Origin of the sequence: Microbacterium indicum DSM 19969 (genome assembly GCF_000422385.1) — a bacterium.
GTDB classification, from domain to species: Bacteria; Actinomycetota; Actinomycetes; order Actinomycetales; family Microbacteriaceae; genus Microbacterium; species Microbacterium indicum.
On record NZ_AULR01000001.1, the window covers coordinates 486540 to 511875 of the forward strand.

The following is a 25336-nucleotide window of genomic DNA, read 5'->3' on the forward strand; positions in this document are numbered from 1 at the left end:
CCGCCGGAACCAGGGCGGTGGGGGTGCGTTTCCGACGGAACGGGTCGGGAACCCGTCCACCCTGGGAGCCGTCCGCGACGCCCGGCTGGCCCATTCGCGAACCTCGAGGGTCTCGGAGGTGAACACTCGGCGACCCGGTGCGACGGTCGGATCCGCCGCACGACATGGCCGGTGAACACCTGCCGCACAGTCGGTGACGCCGGGGTGAAGACCCCGGGGTGGCGCGATTCGCGCCGTCTACGGTGGCACGGTGGATCACTCGTACGACGTCGCGGTCGTCGGCGCCGGCATCGTCGGCCTCTCGCACGCGGCCGCCGCGCACCGACGCGGGCTGCGCGTCATCGTCATCGATCGAGCACCCCGCCTCGCGGGCTCGACGGTGCGCAACTTCGGGCACATCGGCGTCTCGATGCAGGCGGGCCTCGGCCGCGAATACGCCGAGCGCTCGCGCGAGCTGTACGCCGACCTCGCGCAGTCGGCCGGGTTCTGGCTCGCGCGCCGCGGCTCGCTCATGGTCGCGACGGCCGACGACGAGATGCAGGTGCTGCGCGACGCGGGCCAGGGCAGGCTCCTCACGGCGCGGGAGATCACCGATCTCGCGCCCGTGAAGCACGCCGTCGGCGGCGTGCTCCTCAAGGACGACATGCAGGTGAACCCGCGCGAGGCCGGCCCCGCGATCGCCGCCTGGCTCGAGCGCGAGGGCGTCGCCTTCTCCTGGACGACCGCCGCCCTCGGCGCGCGCCCCGGCACCCTCTTCACGACGCGCGGCGAGATCCGCGCCGACAACGTCGTCGTCTGCGTCAACCACGACATCGATCAGCTGCTGCCCGAGGTCGCGGCCGACCACGGGATCGCCCGCTGCGCGCTCGACATGATGCTCGTCGACGGGATCGGGCTCGAGTTCCCCGTGCTCACGGCCCTCTCGATGCTGCGCTACCCCGCCTTCGCCGGCGAGGCAGCCGACGCCGTGCGGGCGCGATACGAGATCGCGCGCCCCGAGGTGCTCGACCTCGACGTGAACCAGATGTGCACCGAGGCGCCGGGGCTCGGGCTCTTCGTCGGCGACACGCACGTCGTCTCGGACGCCGCCTCGCCGTTCCAGAACGAGCGCCCCTACGAGGTCCTGCTGCGCGAGATGCGGCGCCTGTTCGGCGTCGAGGGCGTCGGTGTCCGGCAGCGCTGGCAGGGCGTCTACGCGAAGGGGCCCGGCGAATTCCTCTCCGAGACGATCGACGAGGGCGTGCATGTGAGCGCCGTCACGACGGGCATCGGCATGACGACCTCCCCCGGCTTCGGCGAAGCCGTCATCGCAGACCTCTACCGATAGGCGCACCATGGCATTCCAGATGATCGCGTTCGACATGGCCGGCACGACGGTCGAGGACGGCGGCGCCGTCATGGCGGCATTCTCCGAGGCGATGGACGCCGTCGGGACCGCCGACGGCACCGACGAGCGCGCGCGGGCGACGCAGTACACGCTCGACACGATGGGCCAGTCGAAGATCGAGGTCTTCCGCGCGATCACGGGATCCGAGGAGCGCGCCCGCGACGCGAACCGCGCCTTCGAGGCCGCCTACCTCGTGGGGATCCGCGACCGCGCGCGCCCGATCGACGGCGCCGAGGACGCGATCCGCGAGCTGCGCGCCGCGGGGCTGGAGGTCGCGCTGACGACGGGCTTCTCCCCCGACACCCGCGACGCCCTGCTCGACGCGCTCGGGTGGCGCGGGATCGCCGACGCCGCGCTCTCCCCCGCCGACGCGGGCCGCGGACGGCCGTTCCCCGACATGATCCTCACCGCCGCGCTCCGCCTCGGCGTGACCGACGTGCGCGACATCGCGGCGGCGGGCGACACGGCCTCCGACGTCCTCGCGGGACTGCGCGCCGGCGCGCGGATCTCGGCCGGCGTGCTCACGGGGACGCACCACGAGTTCCCCGGGGCGACCCACGTCCTGGGGTCGGTCGCCGAGATCCCGGCCCTCGTCCTCGCGGCCTGACGACGGCAGCGGCTCAGCCGCGTCCCGCGCCGGACAAGGCCGCGGCGTCGATGCAGAGCACGTCGCCGACGTGCTCTGGGCCGAGAGCTCGGTGCGCGTCGAACACGCCCGACGGAGCCGCGGTCATCTGCCGACCTCAGTCGGCCCGGCGGCCGAACAGCCCGCGCTTCTTCTTGACAGGCGTCAGCTGCTTCTGCAGGTAGACCGTCCCGAGCCAGCGGCCGAACTTGTAGCCGACGCGCCCCATGCGGCCGACCTCCTCGAAGCCCATCTTCTCGTGCAGCGCGATGGATCCCTCGGCGCCCTTGTCGCTGATGACGGCCACCATCTGGCGCAGCCCGAACTCCTCGGACGCCTCGATGAGCGCGGTGAGGAGCGCACGGCCGAGGCCCTTGCCCGTCGCGCTCGGCCCGAGGTAGATCGAGTTCTCGGCGGTGTAGCGGTAGGAGCTCTTGCCCGACCACGGCGAGACGAGCGCGTAGCCGAGCACCTGGCCGCTCGGCGACACCGCGACGAGGAACGGCAGCCCGAGCTTGCGGATGTGCGCGTACTTCTCGGCCCACTGGCGGTGGGTCCACTTCTTCTCGTCGAAGGTCACGACCGAGTTGGTCACGTAGTAGTTGTAGATCTCGCGGATGTCGGCGATGTCGCGCGTCTCGGCGGGGCGGATCTCGTACGCGAAGGGGCGCTCGGGTTCGGGCGCTGGGCGCAGGTGCCGCGGCAGGCGTCGGCGCTTCTGATATTCCTCCTCGAGCATGGGGCTCAGGATATCCGCCAGTCGACCGGATCCGCGCCCTGCTCCACGAGCAGCGCGTTCGCGCGGGAGAAGGGGCGGGATCCGAAGAACCCCCGGCTCGCGGAGAGCGGCGACGGGTGGGCCGACTCGATGCGCGGCGTGGATCCGAGGAGCGGCGCGAGCTGGCGCGCCTGCGCGCCCCACAGGATCGCGACGAGCGGGCCCCCGCGGGCGACGAGCGCGCGGATCGCGTGTTCGGTGACGGCCTCCCATCCCCACCCCTTGTGCGAGGCGGGCGCGCCGGGCGACACCGTGAGGACGCGGTTGAGCAGCATGACGCCCTGATCGGCCCACGCCGACAGATCGCCGTGCGGCAGCGGGTCGACGCCCAGGTCGTCGACGAGCTCGCGCGACATGTTCTGCAGCGAGCGCGGGATCGGGCGGACGTCGCGCTCGACCGCGAACGACAGCCCGATCGGGTGTCCCGGCGTCGGGTAGGGATCCTGCCCGACGATGAGGACCCTGACCCCCGAGAGCGGCCGCTGGAACGCCCGCAGCACGCGGTCGCCCGCCGGGAGGTACCCGCACCCGGCGGCCGTCTCCGCGCGCAGCCGGTCGCCGAGCGCCGCGATCTCGGGGCCGACGGGGGCGAGCGCCTCGGCCCAGCCCGCGTCGATCAGGCCGCGCTCGGCGAGCGCGGGGAGCGCGAGCGGCATCTCAGGCGCTGGCGGGGAGGCCGGCGTCCTCCTCGATGACCGAGCCCTGCGCCGACCACGGGAAGTTGATCCACCTGTCGGTGGCCTTCCACGCGAAGTCGGGCTGGATCACGGTCGACGGCTTCGTGTAGATCGTGACGGATCGCACGTCGGCGCCCTTCTCGCGCAGGAGCTCGACCGCCATCTTGAGGGTGCGGCCCGAGTCGGCGACGTCGTCGACGAGCAGCACACGGCGCCCGTCGAGGTAGTTCATGTCGAGCTCGGGCGGCAGCACCTCGGGCGCGTCGAGGACCGTGCCGATCCCCGTGTAGAACTCCATGTTGATCGCGCCGCAGTTCTTGGCGCCGAGGCCGTACGCGATCGCGCCTGCCGGCAGCAGGCCGCCGCGCGCGATCGCGACGACCACCTCGGGGGCGAAGCCCGCCTTCACGATGTCGCGCGACAGGGCGCGCGTCGCGTCGCCGAAGCCGTCCCAGGTGAGCGTCTCGCGCTCGATGAAGTCGTCGGTCATGGATCTGTTCCTCGGGGGTCGGTCGGGTGCCGTCAGTCGGCGATCGTGAGGGGACCGCGGTGCACGAGATGCTGCGCGGCCTGCGCGACGGGGCGCAGGGTGACGAGGTCGAGGTTCACGTGCCCGGGGAGGCCGAGGCTGTACGCCACGACGTCGGCCACGTCGTCGGCCGCCAGCGGCCGGTCGACGCCCTCGTACACGGCGTCGGCCGCGCTCTGGTCGCCGCCGAGGCGCGTGAGCGAGAACTCCTCGGTGTGGACCATGCCCGGCGCGATCTCGATGACGCGGAGGGGCTCGCCCACGAGCTCCTGGCGCAGCGCGCTCACGAGCATCGACTCCCCCGCCTTCGCGGCGTTGTAGCCCGCACCTCCGGGGTAGGCGACCTGCGCCGCCGTCGAGGTGAGGAAGAGCGTGTCGGCGTGCGTCGACTCGGCCTTCGCCGTCGCGCGCAGCTGCGGCAGGAGGGCCTTGACGAGGCGCTGCGCCGAGAGCGTGTTCATCTCGTACATGCGCAGCCAGCCGTCGGGGTCGCCGTTCTCGATGCGGTCGGTCCCGAGGGCGCCGCCCGCGATGTGGACGAGCGCGTGCACGGGCGCCTGCGACGTGAACGCGGCGAGCGCGTCGACGTCGGCCTGGCTCGTGAGATCCGCGGCGAAGGCCTCGGCCCCCGTCTCCGCGGCCAGCGCCTCGAGGCGGTCGGCGCGGCGCGCGACGCCGACGACGTCCCACCCGCGTTCCCGCAGCGCCACGACGGTCGCCCGCCCGATTCCCGAACTCGCACCCGTCACGACCGCACGTCTCACCATGGGCCAACGTTACCGCGCATGTCCGCGCGCTCGCCCACCGCGCGCGCGCCCGCGTAGCGTCGACGGCGAGAGAGATCCACCGAGGGGAATGACATGGCCGACACCTGGCGTTTCGAGACGCAGCAGATCCACGCGGGCGCTCAGCCCGACCCGACGACGGGCGCGCGCGCGACGCCGCTCTACCAGACCACCGCATACGTGTTCCGCGACTCGGACCACGCCGCCGACCTGTTCTCGCTCGCCGAGCCCGGCAACATCTACACCCGCATCACGAACCCGACCACGGCGGTCGCGGAGGAGCGGATCTCGACCCTCGAGGGCGGCACGGGCGCGGTCCTCGTGGCGAGCGGCCAGGCCGCCGAGACCTTCGCGGTCCTCAACATCGCGCAGGCGGGCGACCACATCGTCTCGTCGTCGTCGATCTACGGCGGCACGCACAACCTGTTCAAGTACACGCTCGCCCGCCTCGGCATCGAGGTCACGTTCGTCGAGAACCAGGACGACCCCGAGGAGTGGCGCCGCGCCGCCCGCCCGAACACGAAGCTGTTCTTCGCCGAGACGATCGGCAACCCGCAGGCGAACGTCCTCGACATCCGCCTCGTCGCCGACATCGCCCATGAGGCGGGCGTCCCGCTCATCGTCGACAACACGATCGCGACGCCGTATCTGATCCGGCCGTTCGAGTTCGGCGCCGACGTCGTCGTGCACTCGGCGACGAAGTTCCTCTCGGGGCACGGGACCGTCGTCGTCGGCGCGATCGTCGACGGCGGTTCGTTCCCCTGGTCGCAGAACGCCGACCGGTTCCCGGGCCTCACGGATCCCGACCCGTCGTACCACGGGCTCAGCTACACGGGCGCGCTGGGCGACGGCGTCGCCTACATCACGAAGGCGCGCGTGCAGCTGCTGCGCGACCTCGGATCCGCGGTCGCGCCGAGCAACGCCTGGCAGCTGATCCAGGGCATCGAGACGCTGTCGCTGCGCATGGAGCGCCACGTGCAGAACGCGCAGGCCGTCGCCGCGTGGCTCGAGCGCCACCCCGACGTCGCCGACGTGAACTACTCGGGCCTCCCCTCCTCGCCGTGGTACGAGGCGGCGCAGCGGATCGCGCCGCGCGGCCAGGGCGCCGTCCTGTCGTTCGAGCTCAAGGGCGGCGTCGACGCGGGGCGCACGTTCGTGAACTCGCTCGAGCTCTTCAGCCACCTCGCGAACATCGGCGACGTGCGCTCTCTCGTGATCCACCCCGCCTCGACGACGCACTCGCAGCTCACCCCCGAGCAGCAGCTCACGGCGGGCGTGACGCCCGGCCTCGTGCGCCTGTCGGTGGGCCTCGAGCACATCGACGACCTCACGGCCGACCTCGACCAGGCGTTCGCCGCCGCCCGCGCCGCGCGCGCCTGACCCCAGAAGACGGGCCCGCGCCGAGATCGTCTCGGCGCGGGCCCGTCCTCCGTGCGCGGAGCTAAGGCCGGGCGACGCCCTCCCAGCGCGCGAGCGCCGTGCGGAAGGTCTCGGCCGCAGGCGCGCGCAGCTCGCCGACGCCGCGGGCGTCGCCCTCCGGCCCCCAGGCCGGCCAGCCGAGCGGCTCGCCCGTCACGAAGTCGACGACGATGCGGGTGATCTCGTCGTCGCGGCGGTCCTGCTCGGGGCCCTGGTCCGGCAGGTGCAGGCCCATGAGCGCGGGGACGTCGACGGCGTGCGACGCGATGGACCCGCCCGCCTCGCCGATGAGGAACAGGTGGGCGGATCCGCCCGCGCGCGCCTGCTCGTCCGCGAGCCGCGCCGACGTCAGGCGGTAGATGTAGTCGGTGAGCATCCGCTCGCGCAGCAGGCCGAGGTCGCCCTCGCCGACCGCATGGAGGAGGCGTCGGACGCCGACGCCTGGCTGCAGCTGAACTTCGAGTTCCACACCGCGATCCACGAGCTCGCCGAGCGGCCGCGCACCGCCGCGATCCTGCGCTCGCTCCTCACCGCGGCCCTGCCCTACGCGCGGCGCAACGTCGGCGAGATGGGCGGCCGGGAGCAGGCGGACCGCGACCATCACGCGATCGTCGCCGCCATCCGCGCGGGCGACGGCGACGAGCTCGCGCGCCTCCTCGTCGCGCACATGACCCAGGCCGAGGACCGCGTCGAGAGCTCGCTCCGCGACTGAGTCGTAACCTGCCGCCCGCCGCACGGCAGAATGGATCCGATGGACTGGCAGATCTCCGAGGACACGGTGCCCGCGGCGCCCGTGACGGAGGCCGACGCGCGCTCGATGGCGGGGCGCCCGCCGGCGACCGGCGCGTGGCAGGACGGCGACCACCCGGGCGAGCGCCGCTTCGCGTGGCTCGGCGCGTTCACGACCGAGCGCGGCGACACGCTGCCGCACATGCGCCTCGCCTACGAGACGTGGGGCGAGCTGAACGCCGATCGCTCGAACGCCGTCCTCGTGCTGCACGCGTTCACGGGCGACAGCCACGTGCGCGGGCCCGCGGGCCCCGGCCACGCGACCGCGGGGTGGTGGAACGACATCGTCGGGCCGGGCCTCGCGATCGACACCGACCGGTGGTTCGTCGTCGCCCCCAACATGCTCGGCGGGTGCCAGGGGTCGACGGGCCCCGCGAGCATCCACCCCGACGGCGATGCCTGGGCCTCGCGCTTCCCGTACCTGACGATCCGCGACCAGGTCGCCGCGACGGCCGCACTCGCCGACCGGCTCGAGATCGAGCGCTGGGGCGCCGTCATCGGCGGATCCATGGGCGGCATGCACGCCCTCGAGTGGGCCGTCACGCACCCCGACCGCGTCGGGCGCCTCGCCGTCATCGCCGCTCCCCCGGCCAACTCGGCCGACCAGATCGCCCTCAACTCGACGCAGCTCGAGGCGATCGAGATCGACCCGGGCTTCCAGGGCGGCGACTACTACGAGTCGGGGCCCGGCGAGGGGCCGCACCGCGGTCTCGCGCTCGCGCGCCGCATGGCGATGCTCAACTACCGCGGCATCGTCGAGCTCAACCGCCGCTTCCAGCGCTCCTGGCAGTCGGGCGTCAGCCCGCTCGGCCACGGCGGGCGCTTCGCCGTCGAGTCGTACCTCGACTTCCACGGCAACAAGTTCACGCGCCGCTTCGACGCGAACACCTACATCCGGCTCGTCGAGGCCATGGACTCGCACGACGTCGGCCGCGACAGGGGAGGCGTCGAGGACGCCCTCGCCCGCGTGACGGCGCCGACGCTCGTCATCGGCATCGACACCGACCGGCTCTTCCCGCTCGAGGGCCAGCACAGGATCGCCCGCGCGATCCGCACGACGATCCACGGCGACGAGGCGCGCGTGATCCGGAGCGACTTCGGGCACGACGGGTTCCTCATCGAGACCGATGTGCTGAGCGATCACCTCCGCGAGCTGCTCGCGTAGGCGCCAGCGCGGCGCTCCGGCCCGTCAGGCGCTCCGCCGGATGACGACGCTCGGGTGCATCGGCGGCGCCTCGGGGGCCTCCTCGCCGCGGATCCCCGCCCCGATGACGCGCGCGAGGTGGGCGACGACCACCTCCTGCTCGTGGTCGATCGTCGTGAGCGGAGGATCGGCGAAGAGGGCGAGCGGGACGTCGTCGGCCCCGATGACGGCGAGGTCGTCGGGCGCGCGGAGCCCCGCGTCGCGCATCGCCGCGAGGAGGGCGAACGCGTAGTCGTCGCTGTACGCGCAGACGGCCGTCACGCGCCGATCGGGCTCCTCGGCCCACCAGCCGTCGAGCGCCTGGCGGATCGCCTCGGGCGTGAGATCCGCGCTCCGCACCTGCGGGCGGTCGATCCCGAGGTCGAGGCACGCGGCCTCCGCGCCCTCGATGCGGAGCCGGCTGAAGAGCTGGTCGTGCGCGGCGCGGGGCGCGAGGTAGCCGACGCGCCGGTGCCCCGTCGCGACGAGGTGCTCGACCTGGAGCGCGCCGACCAGGCTGCCGCGCGCGAGGACGGGATCGTCGTCGTGGTCCTCGTCCCAGAGCACGCCGTGCGCGACGAAGACGCCCGCGGCGCGCATCGACGCGCGCTCCCCGCGGCCGACGTCGTCGAGCAGGAGGACCGCCGCCGGCATGATCGCCTGCCAGAGGTCGCCGACGGGCATCCCCGGCTTGAGGCGGCGGATCACGGGCTGGAGGTCCACCTGCTCGAGGTGGTCCGTGAGCCGGTCGATGAAGCCCGACATGGCGTAGCCGAGCGGCCAGTCCGGCAGCACGATGAGCACGAGATTCGATCGACCGAGGCGCAGCGCCCGCGCGGCCGCGGACGGCGTGTAGTTCAGCTTCCGCGCCGCGTCGAGGACGCGGCGCCGGGTCTCCTCGGGGATCCGGCCGTGCGGCTTGTCGTTGAGCACATAGCTGACGGTCGCCTGCGACACCCGGGCTTCCTTCGCGACCTGGGCCGCCGTCACCCGGGGAGCTGCCATGGGCCGATCCTACCCAGCGGGCCGCCCCGCAAGCCGGGGCGTATGCTGTGCTTATACGTATCAGCACTCCCGACGACGAGAGACCCATGACCCGCACGCCGCACGACTCCCCCGCCCTCGCCCCTGCACCTCCGGCTCCCGCCGAGCGCGTGGGCCCGGGCTTCGTCCTCGTCTACGCGCTCGCGTCGTTCGGCGCCCTGCTCGTCTTGCTGACGCCGTCGCTCGAGAGCCTGGCGCTGCGGATCGACACGATGGTCCCGGCCGACGAGGCGCCGAGGATCCTCGGGGCCGTGCTGACGACGGGCCTGCTCCTCCAGGTCGTCGCGCTCCCCCTCGCCGGCCGCGCGAGCGACCGCACCCGCTCGCGGCTCGGGCGGCGACGGCCGTGGATCGCGGCGGGCGCCGCGGGCCTCATCGCCGGCGGTTGCGTGATGGCGTTCGTTCCCGGGCTCGCGGGCCTCATCGCGGGCTACGCGATCGTCTCGATCGCCGGCAGCGCCTGCGTCGCCTCGCTCCTCGCCGTGCTCTCGGACCGCGTACCGGTCGCGCAGCGCGCCTCGGTCTCGGCCTTCATCGGGCTCGGGACGGTGCTCGCCCTCGTCGTGGGCTCGGTGATCGTCGCGGCCCTCCCCCACGACTCCGACGGCATGTTCCTCGTCCCCGCGCTCGTCGGCGCGTTCTTCCTCGTGCTCTTTACCGTGCTCGTGAAGGAGCGCAGCTCGCGCGACGACGCGCCGATCCCGGCGCAGAGCCTCCGCGACGTCCTGTCGACGTTCTGGGTGGATCCGCGCCGGCACCCCGACTTCGGCTGGGCCTACCTCAGCCGCTTCCTCCTGCAGCTCGCCTACGCGTTCCTCACCACATACCAGGCGTACTACCTCATCAGCCACCTGGGGATCGCGGCCGACGCCGTCGCCGGGCACGTCCTCACGGGCACGCTGCTGCTCGCCGGCGCGACCGTCGTCTCGAGCGTCGTCGCGGGCCGCCTCTCCGACGTCCTCGGGCGCCGCAAGGTGTTCGTCATCACGGCCGCGTTCATCACCGCCGGCGCGCTACTGCTCATAGCCGGGGCCGGCGACCTCACACTGTTCTTCGTGGGGCTCGTGACCGGAGGCATCGGCTACGGCGGCTACACGGCCGTCGACCTGGCGCTCGCGACCGACGTGCTCCCGAACCCCGACGACGCGGCGAACGACCTCGCGATCTTCAACACGGCTTCGACGCTGCCTCAGGCGCTGGCCCCGGCCGTCGCGCCCGTGATCCTCGCGATCGCGGCGCAGTCCTATCCCGGCCTGTACATCGTCGCGGCGGCGGTCGCCGTCGTCGGCGGCTTCGTCGTGTTCCGCGTCCGGAGCGTGCGATGAGCACGGCGGCCCCGCGCTTCGACGCGCCGGGCGGGCCCGTGATCGGCTGGCGGGACGGGGCCGTGATCCGTGCCACGGGGATCCCCTATGCCCGCGCCGACCGCTTCGGACGGCCGACGCCGGTCGCCGACCGCACCGAGCCCCTCGTCGCCGAACGCTGGTCGCCGCAGGCGCCGCAGCCAGCCGACCCGATCGCCGACGCGATGTTCGGCGCCGACCCGCGCGGCCTCGGCGTCGACGAGGACTGCCAGCGCCTCTCGATCACGATGCCCGCCGCGCCCGCCGAGGCGCCGCGGCCCGTCATGGTCTGGATCCACGGCGGCGGCTTCGTGACGGGCACGGGCGACGCCGCCGTCATGGACCCCGCGGCCCTCGTCGCCGAGCAGGACGTCGTCGTCGTGACCGTCGGGTACCGGCTCGGCCTGCTGGGCTTCGTCGAGACGCCCCACGGGCCGCACGCGAACCTCGGCCTCCTCGACCTCGTCGAGGCGTTCCGCTGGATCCGCCGCAACATCGCCGCGTTCGGCGGCGACCCGGCCTCGGTGACGGCGTTCGGGCAGTCGGCGGGGGCCGCGGCGATCGCCGACCTCATGGCGACCGCGGGCGCGGCCGACCTGTTCTCGCGCGCGATCCTGCAGAGCGCGCCGCTCGGGATCATGCGGGGGCGCGCCCGGCTCGAGCGCGCGCTCGCCGACGCGGCGGGGTCGCTCCGCCCCGACTCCTCGCTCGACGTCGTCGCCGCCGTGCAGCAGGAGGTCATCGCGGCGGGCGCCAGCTTCGGCCTGCGCGGCGCGATGCCGATCGCGCCGCAGTACGGGCACGCGCCGCTCCCGCCCGAGAGCTGCGTCGACGCCGCGCTCGCGTCGGTCGCGCGCGACATCGACGTGTTCGTCGGCAGCACATCGGAGGAGGCGCGGTTCTTCCTGCCTCAGCTGCCCGGCGTCGGCACGTGGTCGCGGATCCCCGTCGTCGGCCGGATGCTCGAGCGCCTCGTCGTCGCATTCTGCACGCGTGCCGTCTACGGCCGCGGCGCGCGGGGCTTCGCGCGGCGGCACCGCCGCGCCGGCGGGCGGGCGAGCACCTACGTCCTCTCGTGGGCGGCGCGGGGCAACCCGATCGGGGCGGCGCACACGATCGACATCCCGCTGCTGCTCGGCGACGAGGCCGCTTGGTCCGGTGCGCAGCTCGTCGCGGGCACCCCGTACGCCGAGATCGCCGCCGACGGCCGCCGCATGCGCGCGCTCTGGGCGCGATTCGCGCGGGGTGGGCACCTCGGCGCTGACGACGCACTGCCCTTCCTCGCGATCCGGGGCTGACCCCGGGGCTCCGCGCGGGCTACGCGGCGATGGGGGTCTTCGCGCGCTTCTCGGCGGCGAAGGCGACGAGCACGATCAGGATGCCGGCGAAGGCGAGGACGGCGCCGAGCCAGGCGGGCGACTCGTAGCCCCAGCGCGCCGCGATCACCGCTCCCCCGAGGGCCGCGCCGATGCTGTTCCCGATGTTGAGCGCCGAGTGGTTGAGGGCCGCGCCGATGACCTTGTACTCGCCCGCGACGTCCATGAGGCGCAGCTGCACCGTCGGCGACACCATCTGGCCAGCGATGCCGAAGACGAACAGCGCGCCGATGAGGGCGTAGACCCAGGGCGACAGCATCGCGACGACGAGCGACGAGACGGAGAGGAACGCGAGGCTCGCGAGCAGGGTCCTCTTCACGCTGAGGTCGGCGAGGTGGCCGCCGATGAAGTTGCCGACGACCATGCCGAGGCCGAGCGCGACGAGAGCGATCGGGACCATCCACTCGGGGGCGTCCGCGGATCCCGTCACGAGGCTCGAGACGTAGCTGTACACCGCGAAGAACGCGCCGAAGCCGATCGCGGCGAAGGCGATCGTGTACCAGACCTGCGGGACCCGGAAGACGCCGAGCTCGTGCGCGATCGTGCGGCCGGGCGCGCCCGGGACGTGCGGCACGAAGGCCCAGCACATGAGGGTCGAGAGCGCGAAGACGATCACGACGACGACGTAGGCGGCGCGCCACCCGAAGTGCTGGCCCAGGAAGGTGCCGGCGGGGACGCCGACGACGTTCGCGACCGTCAGGCCGGCCATGACGAAGGCGACGCCGCGGCCGCGCTTCTCGGGGCCCATGAGCTCGCTCGCGACGACGGCCGCCATCCCGAAGAACGCTCCGTGCGGGAGACCGGCGATGAAGCGCGCGGCCTCGAGGGTCGCGAAGGTCGGCGCCACGACGGTGAGGATGTTGCCGGCGAGCAGCCCCGCGACGAGCACGACGAGCACGCGGTTGCGCGCGAAGCGTGTGGTGAACCCGGCGATCGTCGGCGCGCCGATCACGACGCCGAGCGCGTAGATGCTGATGAGGTGCCCGGCCTGCGCCGTGGCGGCCTCGGGATCCGCGGCGGCGAAGGGAAGCAGGTCCGCGCCGATGTCGGGCAGGAGCCCCATCGAGACGAACTCGGTCATGCCGATTCCGAAAGCGCCGATGGCCATGGAGAGGAGCGCCATCGTCGCCGCACCCCTCGAACGAGTCGAGGTAGTCACCGGGATACTGTACAGGCGTCGGACTGCGCGTCGGATGAACGGCGTGTGACGGCCGCGCGCCGGGGGACGTCGACGCGGACTTCCTCCTGGCAGGAGGCCCTTACGCGGACTCGCGTTCGACGACCCGGAAGTCCCCGAGCTCCTGACGCAGGGGAAGCGACGGATCCTCGATCCGCTCGACGAGCATCTCGACAGCGCGCCGGGCGATCCATGCGCGGCCCGGATCGATCGTCGTCAACGCCGGGGTCGAGTAGGCGGCCTCATCCACATCGTCGAAGCCCATGACGCTCACGTCATCCGGCACACGCACCCCGGCTTCCTGCAACCCGCGAATCGCCCCGAAGGCCAGCGTGTCGTTCAGCGCGAAGATCGCGTCGAACGCAGCGCCTCGCCGAAGCAGCTCACGCGTCGCGTTGAGGCCGTCCACGCGGTGCCAGTCCCCCGCGGGGATCACAAGCAGTTCATCGAACGGGATGCCGCCCGCTTCCAGCGCCTGTCGATACCCGCGCAGCCGGTGCGCCGCGGTGCCGGTCTCGTCGCCTTCGTGCGCCCCGACGAGAGCGACCCGCGAACGCCCGGAACGCAGCAGGTGCTCCGTCGCCGCGGCCGCGGCTTCGACGTTCTTCATCGTGACGAAGTCGCTCGGGCCGTTGATGATCCGTTCGCCGAGCAGGATCAGCGGATAGTCGACGTCGAGTTCGGCCGCGTCATCCTCGACCATCTCGAGAGGGCTGAAGATCACCCCGTCGGTCGCCTGCAGACGAGGGGTGCGCAGGAGCGCGATCTCTCGCTCGCGCGAACCACCCGTCTGCTCGATCTGGACGGCGAGCCCGACCTCGTCCGCTGCGGCGACGATCGCGCCCGCGAGCTCGGCGAAGTACGCCAAAGCGAGATCGGGGAGCGCGAGCGCGATGACGCCCGTGCGCCCGGAGCGCAGGTTGCGGGCGGTCTGGTTCGGCGTGTAGCCCAGCTCAGCGATCGCCCGCTCGACGCGTTCCTTGGTCTCGGGTCGGATATAGGGATAGCCGTTGACGACGTTCGACACCGTCTTGATCGACACCTGCGCGGCCGCGGCCACGTCCTTCAGCTTCGCGGCCATGTCATCCCTCCCCCGCGGATCGCGCATTCGAGCACCGTCAACCTATCCCAAGGCGACTCATCGCCCGGTCAGCCGTCGCGCTCGAACCTTCGGCGAGCGAGCGGAAGAGGCCGACGAGCGGGGTGGGCTTTCGGCTCAGGCCCTCGGCCGACTCCACGAGGGACCACAGCCCCATCGGCAGCAGATGATCCGAGCGCGGCCCCGTCGCGTGACGGTACGTCCACTCGTACATGTCGAACACGGGCCACCAGGTGTACCCGACGACATCGACGCCGTCCGCGCGCAGCGTTTGGATGTGCGCGACGGAATCCCGCATCCACTCCGCTCGCTCCGCGACGCTCGCCGTCACGCTGGTCTCGGTCAGCATGACCGGAGCGCCGAACCTCGCGGACGCCGTCCGCAGCAGCTCCTCGAGGCCGACGAGGCCGTCGTCACGGGCCGGGCGCGGATCGCGGAAGCCTCCGGCATGCACGATGCCGCTTTCGAACACCTCGGTCGAGACACGCGGGTAGTAGTTGACGCCCATGACCGTCGGCTGGACTGTGTTGTCCCGGAACCACGACAGGTCCGTGTCCGACCACCCTGTCCGCGTCAGGAAGGCGTGCAGCGGGTGCTCGTGATCGACCTTGCCCGTCACGAGATCCTCGACGAGGAAGACCTGCTCGCTCATGCGCGCTGCCGTCTCGCGGTGCTCCGGCGCGTCGACATCTCCAACGAATCGCATACCCGCGTCGACGTGGACGAAGGTTCCGCCGCCCGGCAGCACGCTTGCCATTCCCTGCTGCGCCTGCACGAATCCCCGCGCCAGCTGCCTGACGATCTGCGAGAGCCCCCGCTCGCCGGACAGATACGGCGGCCAATACGCGTACTCACCGGCGAACAGCGCGTGGATCATCGGCTCGTTCACGGGTGTGTAGTCGGTGACCCCGAGCGGCGCGTAGCGCTCCGCGACCGCGACCGAGTACTCGGCGACGCGATCCGGGTAATCGGGGTTCGCGAACTGATCCTCGAGCCAGAGAGGCGTGCCGTAGTGGAGGAGGTCCACGATCGGACGCAGACCGATCTCCGCGAATCGCTCCATGACGCGGTCGAGCCAGCCCCACGCGAATCGGCCGGCCTCAGGCTGGATGCGGTGCCACGGCACGCCCCATCGCAGCAGTTCCGCGCCGGCGAAGCGCGCGCGGTCGAGGTCGTCCCTCCACTGGTCGTAGTGCTCGGTCAGCGCGTACTCGTCGATCGCGCGCTCGCCGGGTGAGGTCTGCGGGACGAAGGTGTCCTCGATCCCGAGCGCGAAGTGGAGGCGCCCGTCGCGGTGCCAGTCGCGGTCAGCTGTCGTCATTTCATTCCCGTCGATGCGATGCTCTCGATGAACCGCCGCTGCACGAGCATGAACGCGATGACCAGCGGGGCGATCGCAATGAGCGAGCCCGCCATCATGACGCCGTGCGGGATGATGCCGCCCGGTCCGGTGAGAAGAGTGAGACCCGTCGTGATCGTCCCCATGTCCTGCGACGTGGTGATGACGAGCGGCCAGAGCAGGTCGTTCCAGTTGTTGATGAAGTTGTAGACGGCGAGCGTCAGCAGCGCGGGTACGGCATTCGGCAGGACGACCGAACGGAAGATCCGGAACTCACTCGCGCCGTCGATCCGCGCTGCCGAGTCCACGTCGCGAGGCAACGCGAGGAAGAACTGCCTGAGGAAGAAGATCCCGAAGGCGTCCGCCGCACGCGGCGCGATCATGCCGGCGAAGGAGTTGACCCAGCCGAGGTCGCTGAGGATCTGGTAGACGGGAACGAGCGTCGCCTGGAACGGGATCATCAGGCTCGCGATGATCACGAGGAGAAGGACCTTGCGCCCCGTGAAGTCGATCCGGGCGAGGGCGTATGCCGCCATCGAATCGAACGCAACCGAGAACAGCGTGACTCCTCCGGCGAACACGAAGCTGTTCAGGATGAGCCGCGCGAGCGGCAGCTCGGTGAAGATCCGCGCCACGTTGTCGAGGGTCCATTCATGGGGCCAGAGCGTCGGCGGATACGCGTTGATCTCCGCCGTCGGTTTGAACGCCGTGAGCACGATGATCACGATCGGCAGGAGGACGAACGCCGTCACGACGATCAGCACGACGAATGTCGCGATCGTCCCGGCCGACGGCCGGCGCCCGGTCGCGAGTGCGGTGGTCATGTGAGGTCCTCTTCCTTCCTGCCTAAGAAGACGAACTGGATCACGCTGATGATGAGCGTGGCGATCAGGAGCACATACGACAGCGCCGACGCGAACCCGAGTTCGAGCTTTCCGAAGCCGGCCGTGTAGATCTCCATGACGACCGTCTCGGTGCTGCCGTAAGGCCCGCCGCCTGTCATGACGTAGATCTGATCGAATGCCTGCAGTGCGGCGATCATCGCGAAGATCACGACGAAGGCGAACGTGTTCGACAGCATGGGAACGGTGATGTGCCGCAACCGGGACCACGGGCCCGCGCCGTCCATGCGAGCCGCCTCATACAGCGAGGCGGGGATGTCCTGAAGCCCCGCGAGGAAGACGACGAAGTAGAAGCCGAAGTTCTTCCAGACCGCCACGAGTGCGACGACCGGCATCGCGAGAACCGGATCCTGGAGGACGTTTCCGATCCGGATCCCGAAGGTCGACAGCCAATAGTTGACGAGACCGACCTGCGGATCGAGCAGGTAGCTCCACGCGAATGCCGCGACCGCCAGGGACACGACGAACGGGATGAATAGCGCGGTGCGGAAGAAGCCGCGCAGCGGCAGGTCCGGGCGGTTCACGAGCAGCGCGAGCGCGAGCGCCGCGACGACGGCCGTCGGGGCGAACAGCACCGTGTACCAGACCGTATTGACCATCGCCGAGCGGATGTCCGGATCGGCGAACACTCGCACGTAGTTCTCGAGGCCGACCCATTCCGGGGTGCCGAAGCCCGAGGCGTCGGTGAAGGAGGTGAACAGGGCCTGGATCATCGGCCACGCACTGAAGATGCCGAGGACGACGAGTGCGGGAGCCAGGAAGCCGAGCGCGATCAGCGTCCTGCGCCGAGCCCCGCCGCTCCGCCTCCCGCCCAACGGCGCGGCGGGCTTGTACGGACGTCGCGCCGCCGGCGCGGAGCCGACCACCGAAGGCCGCTCAATCACTGACTGCATCTGCGACGCTCTCCTGTGCTTCCGCGAGAAGATCTGCGATGTCGCCGCCGGACAGCGTCTTCTGCGTCACGACATCGACGGCATCGAGCACATCGACGCTGTTCACGACTCCGGGAAGCAGCGGGTGGGCGATGTCGGTCTGCTCGGTCAGCGCCGCGACGACCGGGTTCTCGGAGACGGCGGACGGGTCGATGTCGGTGCGGAGCGGCGGCCATCCCGACCCGAGCGACCACTCGATCGACACGTCCTCGGAATAGAAGTAGTCGAAGAACGTCTGCGCGGCCTCCTGCTGCGCGTTGCTGGCATTCTCGGTGACCGCGAGCGAGAGACCGATCGCGGACGCCGCTTGTTCCGCCGGCCCCGCCGGGACCGGCGCGATGCCATAGTCGATGCCGTTCTCTTCGGAGATCGTCGCGAGCCACGGTCCGCCCACGACCATCGAGGCCTGCTGTCCGCTGTAGTACCCGTCGGCGTCGACACCGCTGACGCCCGTCGGCGAGATCTGGTCGCCGACGATCGCGTCGCGCCAGTACTGCAGCGTCTCGGCGTTCTCCGGCGAGTCGATCACGGCTTCGCCATCGTCGATGACGTCGCCGCCGTTTCCGTAGAGCAGGGCTTCCCAGATCCCGGCCGCGGCATGGTCGGGCAGCACCAGCCCGTATCGTTCGGGCGTTCCGTCGCCGTTCTCGTCGACGGTGAGCTTCTCGGCGTCTTCGACCCACTCGTCCCACGTCGCAGGCGGCTCTTCGATCCCAGCCTCAGCGAAGTGGGCCTTGTTGTAGAACATCGCCTGGGGCACGAAGCCGATCGGCACGCCGTAGTGCGTGCCGTCGACGACGCCCATCTCCACCGCGCCATCGCTGAAGCTCGAGGCGACATCGCTGCCGTCGTAGAACGAATCGAGAGGCACAAGCGCGCCTTTGTCGGCGTACACGGGAAGGTTCTCGGCCTGCACCGCGAGAAGCTGAGGGCCGTCGCCTGCGGCCAGCGCCGGCAGCAGCGCGTCGTTGAGGCTGTCCCACGTGCGGACTTCCGTCGTGACGTGGACGTCGCCCTGACTCGCGTTGAACTCGTCGACGATGTCCTGCAGAACGTCGCCGTCGGCCTCGGTGTACCCGTGCCAGAAGGTGAGTTCGACCGCACCATCGGCCGTCGTGTCAGACGATGATGCGGAGCAGCCGACGAGGGCGGCTGTGACGGCGAGGGCTCCGATGCCCAGCGCCAGACGAGGGTGAGACATAAGGGTTCCAATCGTGAGTGCGGACGACTCTGTCCGTGGCCGCGCGCTCTCGGCACCGCCACTTTTACAACGTTGTACGAACCTCAGGATCACCGAGTTCTACAACGTTGTCAAGATCCGATCTCCACCTCCTCAGTCAGCCTTGACCGCCCGCCGCTTCGCCGCTACCTTGGCGATCGCCCACTCGCTCTACAACGATGTAAAGGATGGCCATGCAACACGATCACTCAGCTCGCCGATCGCGAGCCACACGCCGCTTCGCGGCGTTCGCTGTCGTCACGGCTGCGGCAGCGGCGGCACTCGTCGGCGGCACATCCGCCGACGCCGTCACGTCGGGCAACGGCGCTCTCGTCTACTCGCCAGCGGCCGGCAGCTCATTCAACCCGGAGGGCGGAGCGCCCGCCGGAACCACCTACGCGAAGATCGCGATCCTCAAAGCGAACGGCTCGTCGAACGGAACCCAGCTGGTGACATTCGACCAGCTCGTGCTGCAAGACGGAGTCCAGGTCTACCCCATCTACCGAAGCACCGACGACGGCACATCGTGGGCTCACCTGACCGACATCGTTCCGAGCGATGACTTCCCGAACTTCACGCGGACAGCACAGCCGACGCTCTTCGAGGTTCCCGAGAACACCGGCGGCCTCGAGGCGGGCACCCTGCTGCTCGGCGGGATGATCATGCCCGAGGACCGATCGATCAGTCGGCTGGTCGTATACAGCAGCACCGACCAGGGCCAGAACTGGGATCTCCTGAGCGTCATCGACGAGGGCGGCCCTGCCATCTACGACCCCAGCTCGAGCTCCACGACCACTACAGTTTGGGAGCCCTCGTTCGCTGTCGATGCAGAGGGTGGGCTCGTCGCCTATTTCTCGGACGAGCGCCAGAAGGACGACGGCGTCCTTCAGGCCGTGTCATATCGCCGGTCCGTCGACGGCGGTCAGACCTGGGGCCCGCTGGTCAACGTCAGCGCTCCCGTCAATCAAGCCGACCGCCCCGGGATGATCACAGTCACGGAGCTCCCGGACGGGACATACCTCGCGACCTACGAGGTCGTCAATCTGCCGACGGCATCCGCCAACGCCGCGCCGGTGTATTTCAAGACCTCGCCTGATGGGCTCGACTGGGGCGACGAGACGAGCATCGGAACTCCGATCCAACTCGAGAACGGTCGCGGGCTCGGATCCTCGCCATACGTCACGTGGTCGCCGTCCGGAGGCCCGAACGGCACGGTGGTCGTAGCGTCGATGTGGTCGCTCGACGGGAACCAGGTGATCGACGGCGGCCAGAACTTCTATGTCAATCACAACCTCGGCCAGGGCACATGGGAGACATTGCCCATGCCTGTGACGTTCGACGCCACCGACACACAGGGCGGGAACTTCAGCGGTTTCGCGCAGGGCCTCGCGACGAGCGTCGACGGATCCACGCTCTATCAGGCCGTGAACGTCGAGAACCTCACGACCGAGCTGAACGACATCCGCGTGGGTTCGCTCGCGCTCGATGCCGACCAGTTCGAGGCCGAGGAGGCTGCGCTGAACGACGTAGCGCTTGTCTCACACGTGCAGGCGTCGAACGGCTCGAAGGTCGGCAACATCAATGACCCGTCGAGCTTCGTCGAGTTCGAAATCGACGTCGCGTCGGCTGGCACTCATACGGTGTACGCGCGATACGCGAACGGATATGGAACGACCGCGACACATCAAATCCAAGTGAACGGCGCGAGTGCGGGATCGATCTCCTACCCCGCGACCGCGGACTGGGGCAGATACCAGTGGTCCGAGATCGACGTCGACCTCGAAGCCGGTGCGAACACCATCCGATTCGGAAAGGGCGTCGACTTCGCTGAGCTCGACGCGATCCGCGTCTCCCCGGCGGCCGCCGACTGACACCCTGACAGGGCGGGGCCGAAGACAGCGGGCCGCTCCCATCGACGCGCCACTGGCCCGTGTCGAGGGGAGCGGCCCCGGTCGATGAAACCCCTATGACAGCTCGTCGACGGCCTTCTCGAGCCGCTCGAGCTTGCCGTCGATCTCGCCCTCGTAGCCCGGCCGGATGTCGGCCTTGAGCACGAGCGAGACGCGGGATCCGAACGGCATGACGGCCTCGGTCGCCGCCTTGACGACGCCCATCACGGTGTCCCAGTCGGGTCCCTCGATCTCGGTGAACATGCTCGTCGTGCGGTTGGGCAGGCCCGAGGCGCGGATCACGGCGACGGCCGCGGCGACGGCGTCGTGGACGGATCCGTCATCATTCCCGTTTCCGGAGGGGGCGACGGAGAAGGCGACGAGCATCAGGTTTCCTTTCGCAGGGGGACGCGGCACACGCGCACGACGGCCCAGACGCCGAGGACGACGAGCCCCACGTTTCGCAGGACGAGCACCGCGATGGCGAGCGTATCGCCCGCGAGCACGTGGTCGTAGGTGACGGGGTAGATGATCTGCGTCAGGTACGCGATCACGAGCGCCAGCCCGGCGAGCGGCCAGGCGCGTCGGCGGTCGCGCACCATCCACGCGACGAGCGGCGCGATGAGCCACGAGGAGAACTGCGGAGATCCGACCTTGTTCGTCGCGATGAGGGCGACGACGAGCGCGATCGCAAGGGGCGCGAGGATCCGCCACGGCTCGGCCCCCTGCCGCACGCGCCAGAACCCGAGGCCCGCGATCCCCGCGACGACGACGACCATGAGCGGCGTCAGGACGGCGGCCGTCGCCGCGACGCCGGGCCCCGTCACCTGATAGGTGAGGATGTCGGTGTCGTAGTAGGCCTGGTGCGTTCCGAGGGCCGTGCCGATCATGAACGGGGTCGCCGCGACGGCCTCGATCTGCAGGCCGCGGCCCGTCTGCGTCGTGATGAAGGCGAAGAGGTTCGACCAGCCCCCGGCGAGGATCACTCCCCCGGCGACGGCGAGCGACGCCCAGGCGGCGCCCGCGACGAGGCGCCAGCGGCGGCGCAGCGCCGCGACGCCCGCGAGGAGGATCGCGGCGGGCCAGATCTTCATCCATGTTCCGAGCGCGAGGATCACCCCCGCGGTGCGCGGCCGCGACCGGAGGAAGAGGATCCCCACGACGGCGAGCGGCACCGTCACGGCGTCGAGGCGGAAGATCCCGATCGGCCCGAGCAGGAGGACGAACGCCGCCCAGTACAGCCCGGCCCAGAGGCGCGCCTTCGAGCGGCCGCGGCGCACGAGGAACGCGAACGCGACGAGGTCCAGCACGCCGACGAGCACGGCCCACTGCAGCGCGTACGACGAGAACCAGACGAGGGCCTGGGCCGCGATCATGGGCGCGAGCGCGAGCGGCGGGTACACCCAGGGGCTGTCGACGCCGACGACGCCCTGGCCGTCGATCGCCCCGTCGCTCCACGGTTCGTAGACGAGGTATGTGTCGCCCATCGGCTGGTTGGGCCAGAGCCACCCGAGGGTGATCGCGACGAGGTGCGCGACGACGAAAGCGCCCCAGACGAACGACAGCCGCTCGACGCGCCCGAGCCTCACGCGTGGGCCTCGAGGAACGCGTCCGGCAGCGCGTGCGCGACGTCGAGAGCCGTGATGGGTCGCCCCGGCCCCGCCGCGATCCGCCCCGCGGTGCCGTGCAGCCAGGCGCCTGTCGCCGCGATGGGGCCGAGTTCCTCGACGTCGAGCCCGTCGCGATTCCGGGCCGCGGCCGTCGCCAGGACGGATCCGATCACGCCGGCGAGGACGTCGCCGGTGCCGGCGGCGGCGAGCCACGGCGTGCCGGCGTCGACGACCGTGTACCAGCCTCCCGGCGTCGCGACGATGGTCTCCGCGCCCTTCAGGAGGACGACGCTCCCGAGCGCGACGGCGGTCTCGCGCACCACGAGGATCCGCTCCCGCAGCCCGCCGTGCAGTCGCGGTTCGAGGGGGTCGACCGTGATGTCGTCGACGCCGAGGCCGAGCGGGATGCGCACCTCGGCGAGCTCGCCGTCATGCGGCGTGACGATCGCGGGCGCCTTGGCGCGGGGCGCGAGGTCGAGCGCCCCCGCGTCGATCACGGCGGGGAAGCGCAGGGCGTTCTCGAGACGGGCCGTCAGCTCGCCGCCGCGCGTGCGGCCGTCGATCCCGGATCCCACGACGACGGCGTCGGTGCGCCCCGGGCCGAGCACCGTCTCGGGCCGCGACTGCAGCACGAGGCGGCCGACGCCGGGCTCGCCGACCCAGCGGACCATGCCGATGCCCGCGCGCCAGGCGCCCTCGACCGCGAGCACCGCCGCGCCGGGGTACGCGGGTGAACCCGTCAGGAGCGTGACGACCCCGCGGGAATACTTGTGATCGTCGCGTGTTGGGATTCGAAGTACCGACGCGGCGTCGGCTGCCGTCCAGCGGCCGTCGTGCCATGCGTGTCCACCGGGCATGCGGATCACACTACCGACGGCGCGCACGCTCCCCCCTGAAAGGTGCTCGATGAGCCTGCTGTTCTCGCCCCTGACGATCCGCGACACGACCTTCCCCAACCGGCTGTGGGTCGCGGCCATGTGCCAATACAGCGCCGTCGACGGCGTCGTGAACGACTGGCACCACGTCCACCTGGCGCAGTTCGCGTCGGGAGGCGCCGGCGCGATCATCTCCGAGGCGACGGCCGTCGTGCCCGAAGGGCGGATCTCGCCCGAGGACGCGGGGCTGTGGAACGACGATCAGGTCGCCGCGTGGGCGCCGATCACCCGGTCGATCCGCGAGCGCGGCTCGGTCCCCGGTGTGCAGCTCGCACATGCGGGGCGCAAGGCGTCGACGTATCGCCCGTGGGCCGACGCGCAGGGATCCGTGCCGCTCACCGACGGCGGGTGGCGGGCCGAGGCGCCGTCGGCCGTCGCATACGAGGGCTTCGCCGAGCCCGTCGCGATGACCCGCGAGCGGGTCGCCGAGGTCGTCTCCGCCTTCGCCGCGGCCGCGCGGCGCGCCGTCGCCGCCGGCTTCGAGGTGCTCGAGATCCACGCGGCCCACGGCTACCTGATCCACGAGTTCCTCTCGCCGCTGTCGAACGAGCGCACCGACGAGTACGGCGGATCCCTCGAGAACCGCGCCCGCCTCGTGCTCGACATCGTGCGCGCGATCCGCGCCGAGGTCGGCGGGTCGGTCCCCGTCTTCGTGCGCTTCTCGGCGACCGACTCGGCGCCGGGCGGCCTCGTGGCCGACGACGTCGCGCAGGTCGCGGCGTGGGCCGAGGAGGCGGGCGCCGACCTCTTCGACGTCTCGACGTCCGGCCTCGTCGCCCATCAGAGCATCGACGTCTTCCCGGGCTACCAGGTGCCGCATGCCGCCGTCGTGAAGAAGGCCGTCGCGGCGCCCGTCGGCGCGGTCGGGATCATCACGTCGGGAGAGCAGGGCGAGCAGATCCTCCAGGCGGGCGGCGCCGACGTGATCCTCGCGGCCCGCGAGTGGCTGCGCGATCCGCACTTCGGCCTGCGCGCCGCCACCGAGCTCGGCGAGAGCGCGTCGGTCTGGCCCGAGCAGTACGTGCGCGCCCGCCGCACCCCCGCGAGCTGACCCCGCGAGCGGCCGTTTCCGCACACCACGTCCCGAGCGGGTCTCGTGGTGCGCAAAAACGACCCCTCCCGCCCCGCCGAACGGCCCTTCCGCACACCACGCCCCGCACCACTCGCGTGGTGCGCAGAAACGACCCCTCCCGCCCCGCCGAACGGCCGTTACCGCGCACCACGTCCGGCGCCCCGCGAGTAGCGTGCCGCGTATGACCGACTTCCCCGCATGGGTCGTGCGCGACGGCGCCGCGGCGTTCGAGACCGTCGACGAGAGCTTCCTCGACGACCTCGACACGACGATCCGGGTCCGCTTCTCGAGCATCAACTACAAGGACGCGCTCGCGCTGCACGGCCGGCCGGGCGTGATCCGCCGCACGCCCCTGATCCCCGGGATCGATGCGACGGGCGAGGTCGTCGCGTCCCGCCACCCGCGCTGGAAGGCGGGCGACGTCGTGACGCTCGACGGTGCGGGGCTCGGCGAGCAGCTGCACGGCGGCCTCGCGGGCCTCGCCCGTGTGTCGGGCGACGACCTCGTCGCGGTGCCGCGCGAGTTCTCGCCGCTCCAGGCCGCCGCGATCGGCACGGCGGGCTTCACGGCGGCGCTCGCGATCCTCGCGCTCGAGCGACACGGGATCGCCGACGGGCCCATCCTCGTCACGGGCGCGTCGGGCGGATCCGGATCCGTCGCGATCGCGATGCTCGCGGCCGCGGGATACGAGGTCACGGCCGCGACGGGCCGGCCCGACGCGATGCGCGAGCGCCTCACAGCCATCGGTGCGGCCGAGATCGTCGACCGCGCCGAGCTCGCCGAGCAGAGGCGACCGCTCGCGAAGCAGCGCTGGGCCGGCGTCGTCGACGGCGCGGGCGGATCCGTCCTGGCGGGCGCGCTCGCGCAGATCCGCGAGGGAGGCGCTGCGGCGGCCTACGGGCTCGCGGGCGGATCCGATCTCCCGACGACCGTGATGCCGTTCATCCTCCGCGGCGTCTCGCTGCTGGGCATCGACTCCGTGCGGGCTGCGCCCGAGGCGCGGGCGGCAGCGTGGGAGCGCCTGGCACGCGACCTCGACCCGGCGGTCCTCGACGCGGTCACGCGCATCGTCCCCCTCGCCGAGGCCCGCACGGCGGCCGGCCCCCTGCTGGAGGGCAGGGGCACGGGCCGCACGGTCATCGCGGTCGACTGACGCCGAAAGGACATCTTCCCGCCGGATGGACATCGAATCGGATGTCCGAGAGGCGGGAAGATGTCCTTCAGCCG

General features: G+C 71.4%; 24 protein-coding genes and 1 pseudogene. 10 read left to right on the forward strand and 15 right to left on the reverse strand.

The genetic code is table 11. The annotated features are described in order from the left end of the window. Positions 1–250: 250 nt before the first annotated feature. Complete coding sequence (locus tag H576_RS14045) at positions 251–1327, forward strand: TIGR03364 family FAD-dependent oxidoreductase (RefSeq protein WP_036318672.1); 1077 nt, start codon at positions 251–253, stop codon at positions 1325–1327. Between the two features lie 7 nt (positions 1328–1334). Then, complete coding sequence (locus H576_RS0102285) at positions 1335–1994, forward strand: HAD family hydrolase (RefSeq protein ID WP_029149573.1); 660 nt, start codon at positions 1335–1337, stop codon at positions 1992–1994. Between the two features lie 136 nt (positions 1995–2130). Here the strand turns inward: H576_RS0102285 and H576_RS0102295 are convergent, their stop codons facing one another. Genes H576_RS0102295 through H576_RS0102310 form a run of 4 tightly spaced genes read right to left on the reverse strand, consistent with a single transcriptional unit; the run spans position 2131 to position 4763 of the window. Further along, positions 2131–2751, reverse strand: a complete 621-nt coding sequence (locus H576_RS0102295) for a GNAT family N-acetyltransferase (protein ID WP_029149574.1) — start codon at positions 2749–2751, stop codon at positions 2131–2133. 5 nt (positions 2752–2756) lie between these two features. After that, positions 2757–3446 carry a uracil-DNA glycosylase gene (locus tag H576_RS0102300; RefSeq protein WP_029149575.1) on the reverse strand — a complete coding sequence of 230 codons (690 nt, stop codon included), beginning with the start codon at positions 3444–3446 and terminating at the stop codon, positions 2757–2759. 1 nt (position 3447) lies between these two features. Next, positions 3448–3957, reverse strand: a complete 510-nt coding sequence (locus H576_RS0102305; RefSeq protein ID WP_029149576.1) for a phosphoribosyltransferase — start codon at positions 3955–3957, stop codon at positions 3448–3450. A gap of 32 nt (positions 3958–3989) precedes the next feature. Continuing rightward, entirely contained in the window at positions 3990–4763 is a 774-nt protein-coding gene (locus H576_RS0102310; protein WP_029149577.1) for an SDR family oxidoreductase, read from the reverse strand. An 87-nt stretch (positions 4764–4850) separates the two neighbouring features. Between H576_RS0102310 and H576_RS0102315 the strand changes: the two are divergent. Then, a pseudogene (locus H576_RS0102315) lies at positions 4851–6161 on the forward strand (bifunctional o-acetylhomoserine/o-acetylserine sulfhydrylase); the annotation flags it as partial. 61 nt (positions 6162–6222) lie between these two features. On the opposite strand, the gene H576_RS16040 reads toward H576_RS0102315, so the two are convergent. Further along, positions 6223–6669 (reverse strand): hypothetical protein, encoded by a 447-nt coding sequence (locus tag H576_RS16040; RefSeq protein ID WP_156888098.1) that lies wholly within the window; start codon positions 6667–6669, stop codon positions 6223–6225. Between H576_RS16040 and H576_RS14050 the strand changes: the two genes are divergently transcribed. Beyond that, positions 6616–6912, forward strand: a complete 297-nt coding sequence (locus H576_RS14050; protein ID WP_051172047.1) for an FCD domain-containing protein — start codon at positions 6616–6618, stop codon at positions 6910–6912. The genes H576_RS16040 and H576_RS14050 overlap by 54 nt on opposite strands. Before the next feature lie 39 nt (positions 6913–6951). After that, the gene (gene metX, locus H576_RS0102330; protein ID WP_029149580.1) at positions 6952–8154 is read left to right on the forward strand and encodes a homoserine O-acetyltransferase MetX; all 1203 of its coding nucleotides are present in this window, start codon (positions 6952–6954) and stop codon (positions 8152–8154) included. 24 nt (positions 8155–8178) lie between these two features. Here the strand turns inward: metX and H576_RS0102335 are convergent, their stop codons facing one another. Then, on the reverse strand, positions 8179–9177 hold the full coding sequence (locus H576_RS0102335) for a LacI family DNA-binding transcriptional regulator (protein ID WP_029149581.1): 999 nt from the start codon (positions 9175–9177) through the stop codon (positions 8179–8181). 86 nt (positions 9178–9263) lie between these two features. Here H576_RS0102335 and H576_RS0102340 point away from each other — a divergent pair, with 86 nt between their 5' ends. Both H576_RS0102340 and H576_RS0102345 read left to right on the forward strand, forming a co-directional pair. After that, a complete protein-coding gene (locus tag H576_RS0102340; protein WP_029149582.1) occupies positions 9264–10541 on the forward strand; it encodes an MFS transporter in 1278 nt (425 codons plus the stop codon). After that, positions 10538–11857: a carboxylesterase family protein gene (locus tag H576_RS0102345; RefSeq protein ID WP_029149583.1), complete on the forward strand. Its 1320-nt coding sequence runs from the start codon at positions 10538–10540 to the stop codon at positions 11855–11857. Before H576_RS0102340 ends, H576_RS0102345 begins: the two co-directional genes overlap by 4 nt. A 19-nt stretch (positions 11858–11876) precedes the next feature. Here H576_RS0102345 and H576_RS0102350 read toward each other — a convergent pair whose 3' ends face one another. The 6 genes from H576_RS0102350 to H576_RS0102375 form a co-directional block, all read right to left on the reverse strand. Beyond that, positions 11877–13094 carry an MFS transporter gene (locus tag H576_RS0102350; protein ID WP_036318678.1) on the reverse strand — a complete coding sequence of 406 codons (1218 nt, stop codon included), beginning with the start codon at positions 13092–13094 and terminating at the stop codon, positions 11877–11879. A gap of 100 nt (positions 13095–13194) precedes the next feature. Continuing rightward, entirely contained in the window at positions 13195–14193 is a 999-nt protein-coding gene (locus H576_RS0102355; RefSeq protein WP_029149585.1) for a LacI family DNA-binding transcriptional regulator, read from the reverse strand. Between the two features lie 37 nt (positions 14194–14230). Then, positions 14231–15532 (reverse strand): family 1 glycosylhydrolase, encoded by a 1302-nt coding sequence (locus H576_RS14055; RefSeq protein WP_051172050.1) that lies wholly within the window; start codon positions 15530–15532, stop codon positions 14231–14233. Next, positions 15529–16374: a carbohydrate ABC transporter permease gene (locus H576_RS14060; RefSeq protein WP_051172052.1), complete on the reverse strand. Its 846-nt coding sequence runs from the start codon at positions 16372–16374 to the stop codon at positions 15529–15531. The genes H576_RS14055 and H576_RS14060 overlap by 4 nt, the downstream gene beginning before the upstream one ends. Further along, positions 16371–17345 (reverse strand): carbohydrate ABC transporter permease, encoded by a 975-nt coding sequence (locus tag H576_RS14065; protein ID WP_084502343.1) that lies wholly within the window; start codon positions 17343–17345, stop codon positions 16371–16373. The genes H576_RS14060 and H576_RS14065 overlap by 4 nt, the downstream gene beginning before the upstream one ends. Further along, positions 17329–18678 (reverse strand): ABC transporter substrate-binding protein, encoded by a 1350-nt coding sequence (locus H576_RS0102375; RefSeq protein ID WP_245559092.1) that lies wholly within the window; start codon positions 18676–18678, stop codon positions 17329–17331. Before H576_RS0102375 ends, H576_RS14065 begins: the two co-directional genes overlap by 17 nt. Positions 18679–18797: 119 nt before the next feature. On the opposite strand from H576_RS0102375, the gene H576_RS14070 reads away from it, so the two are divergent. Continuing rightward, complete coding sequence (locus tag H576_RS14070; protein WP_051172056.1) at positions 18798–20474, forward strand: CBM35 domain-containing protein; 1677 nt, start codon at positions 18798–18800, stop codon at positions 20472–20474. Between the two features lie 93 nt (positions 20475–20567). Here the strand turns inward: H576_RS14070 and H576_RS0102385 are convergent, their stop codons facing one another. The 3 genes from H576_RS0102385 to H576_RS0102395 are packed head-to-tail and all read right to left on the reverse strand — an operon-like array spanning position 20568 to position 22959. Continuing rightward, on the reverse strand, positions 20568–20879 hold the full coding sequence (locus H576_RS0102385) for a thiamine-binding protein (protein WP_029149587.1): 312 nt from the start codon (positions 20877–20879) through the stop codon (positions 20568–20570). After that, complete coding sequence (locus H576_RS0102390; RefSeq protein WP_029149588.1) at positions 20879–22081, reverse strand: glycosyltransferase family 87 protein; 1203 nt, start codon at positions 22079–22081, stop codon at positions 20879–20881. The genes H576_RS0102385 and H576_RS0102390 overlap by 1 nt, the downstream gene beginning before the upstream one ends. After that, a complete protein-coding gene (locus H576_RS0102395; protein ID WP_029149589.1) occupies positions 22078–22959 on the reverse strand; it encodes an ADP-dependent NAD(P)H-hydrate dehydratase in 882 nt (293 codons plus the stop codon). The genes H576_RS0102390 and H576_RS0102395 overlap by 4 nt, the downstream gene beginning before the upstream one ends. Positions 22960–23008: 49 nt before the next feature. On the opposite strand from H576_RS0102395, the gene H576_RS0102400 reads away from it, so the two are divergent. Then, complete coding sequence (locus H576_RS0102400) at positions 23009–24088, forward strand: NADH:flavin oxidoreductase/NADH oxidase (RefSeq protein WP_029149590.1); 1080 nt, start codon at positions 23009–23011, stop codon at positions 24086–24088. Between the two features lie 202 nt (positions 24089–24290). Beyond that, on the forward strand, positions 24291–25262 hold the full coding sequence (locus tag H576_RS0102405) for an acrylyl-CoA reductase family protein (RefSeq protein WP_029149591.1): 972 nt from the start codon (positions 24291–24293) through the stop codon (positions 25260–25262). The last annotated feature ends 74 nt before the right edge of the window (positions 25263–25336 follow it).

Excerpts from the sequence above, each read along its gene's own strand:
- H576_RS0102345 (WP_029149583.1), top strand. The coding sequence starts at position 10,538 with ATGAGCACGGCGGCCCCGCGCTTCGACGCGCCGGGCGGGCCCGTGATC.
- H576_RS14070 (WP_051172056.1), top strand. The coding sequence starts at position 18,798 with ATGCAACACGATCACTCAGCTCGCCGATCGCGAGCCACACGCCGCTTC.
- H576_RS0102300 (WP_029149575.1), bottom strand. The coding sequence starts at position 3,446 with ATGCCGCTCGCGCTCCCCGCGCTCGCCGAGCGCGGCCTGATCGACGCG.
- H576_RS0102405 (WP_029149591.1), top strand. The coding sequence starts at position 24,291 with ATGACCGACTTCCCCGCATGGGTCGTGCGCGACGGCGCCGCGGCGTTC.
- H576_RS14055 (WP_051172050.1), bottom strand. The coding sequence starts at position 15,532 with ATGACGACAGCTGACCGCGACTGGCACCGCGACGGGCGCCTCCACTTC.
- H576_RS0102400 (WP_029149590.1), top strand. The coding sequence starts at position 23,009 with ATGAGCCTGCTGTTCTCGCCCCTGACGATCCGCGACACGACCTTCCCC.
- H576_RS0102395 (WP_029149589.1), bottom strand. The coding sequence starts at position 22,959 with ATGCCCGGTGGACACGCATGGCACGACGGCCGCTGGACGGCAGCCGAC.
- H576_RS0102305 (WP_029149576.1), bottom strand. The coding sequence starts at position 3,957 with ATGACCGACGACTTCATCGAGCGCGAGACGCTCACCTGGGACGGCTTC.
- H576_RS14050 (WP_051172047.1), top strand. The coding sequence starts at position 6,616 with ATGGAGGAGGCGTCGGACGCCGACGCCTGGCTGCAGCTGAACTTCGAG.
- H576_RS14065 (WP_084502343.1), bottom strand. The coding sequence starts at position 17,345 with ATGCAGTCAGTGATTGAGCGGCCTTCGGTGGTCGGCTCCGCGCCGGCG.
- H576_RS0102355 (WP_029149585.1), bottom strand. The coding sequence starts at position 14,193 with ATGGCCGCGAAGCTGAAGGACGTGGCCGCGGCCGCGCAGGTGTCGATC.
- H576_RS0102285 (WP_029149573.1), top strand. The coding sequence starts at position 1,335 with ATGGCATTCCAGATGATCGCGTTCGACATGGCCGGCACGACGGTCGAG.
- H576_RS0102385 (WP_029149587.1), bottom strand. The coding sequence starts at position 20,879 with ATGCTCGTCGCCTTCTCCGTCGCCCCCTCCGGAAACGGGAATGATGAC.
- H576_RS0102310 (WP_029149577.1), bottom strand. The coding sequence starts at position 4,763 with ATGGTGAGACGTGCGGTCGTGACGGGTGCGAGTTCGGGAATCGGGCGG.
- H576_RS0102340 (WP_029149582.1), top strand. The coding sequence starts at position 9,264 with ATGACCCGCACGCCGCACGACTCCCCCGCCCTCGCCCCTGCACCTCCG.
- H576_RS0102295 (WP_029149574.1), bottom strand. The coding sequence starts at position 2,751 with ATGCTCGAGGAGGAATATCAGAAGCGCCGACGCCTGCCGCGGCACCTG.
- metX (WP_029149580.1), top strand. The coding sequence starts at position 6,952 with ATGGACTGGCAGATCTCCGAGGACACGGTGCCCGCGGCGCCCGTGACG.
- H576_RS14060 (WP_051172052.1), bottom strand. The coding sequence starts at position 16,374 with ATGACCACCGCACTCGCGACCGGGCGCCGGCCGTCGGCCGGGACGATC.
- H576_RS0102335 (WP_029149581.1), bottom strand. The coding sequence starts at position 9,177 with ATGGCAGCTCCCCGGGTGACGGCGGCCCAGGTCGCGAAGGAAGCCCGG.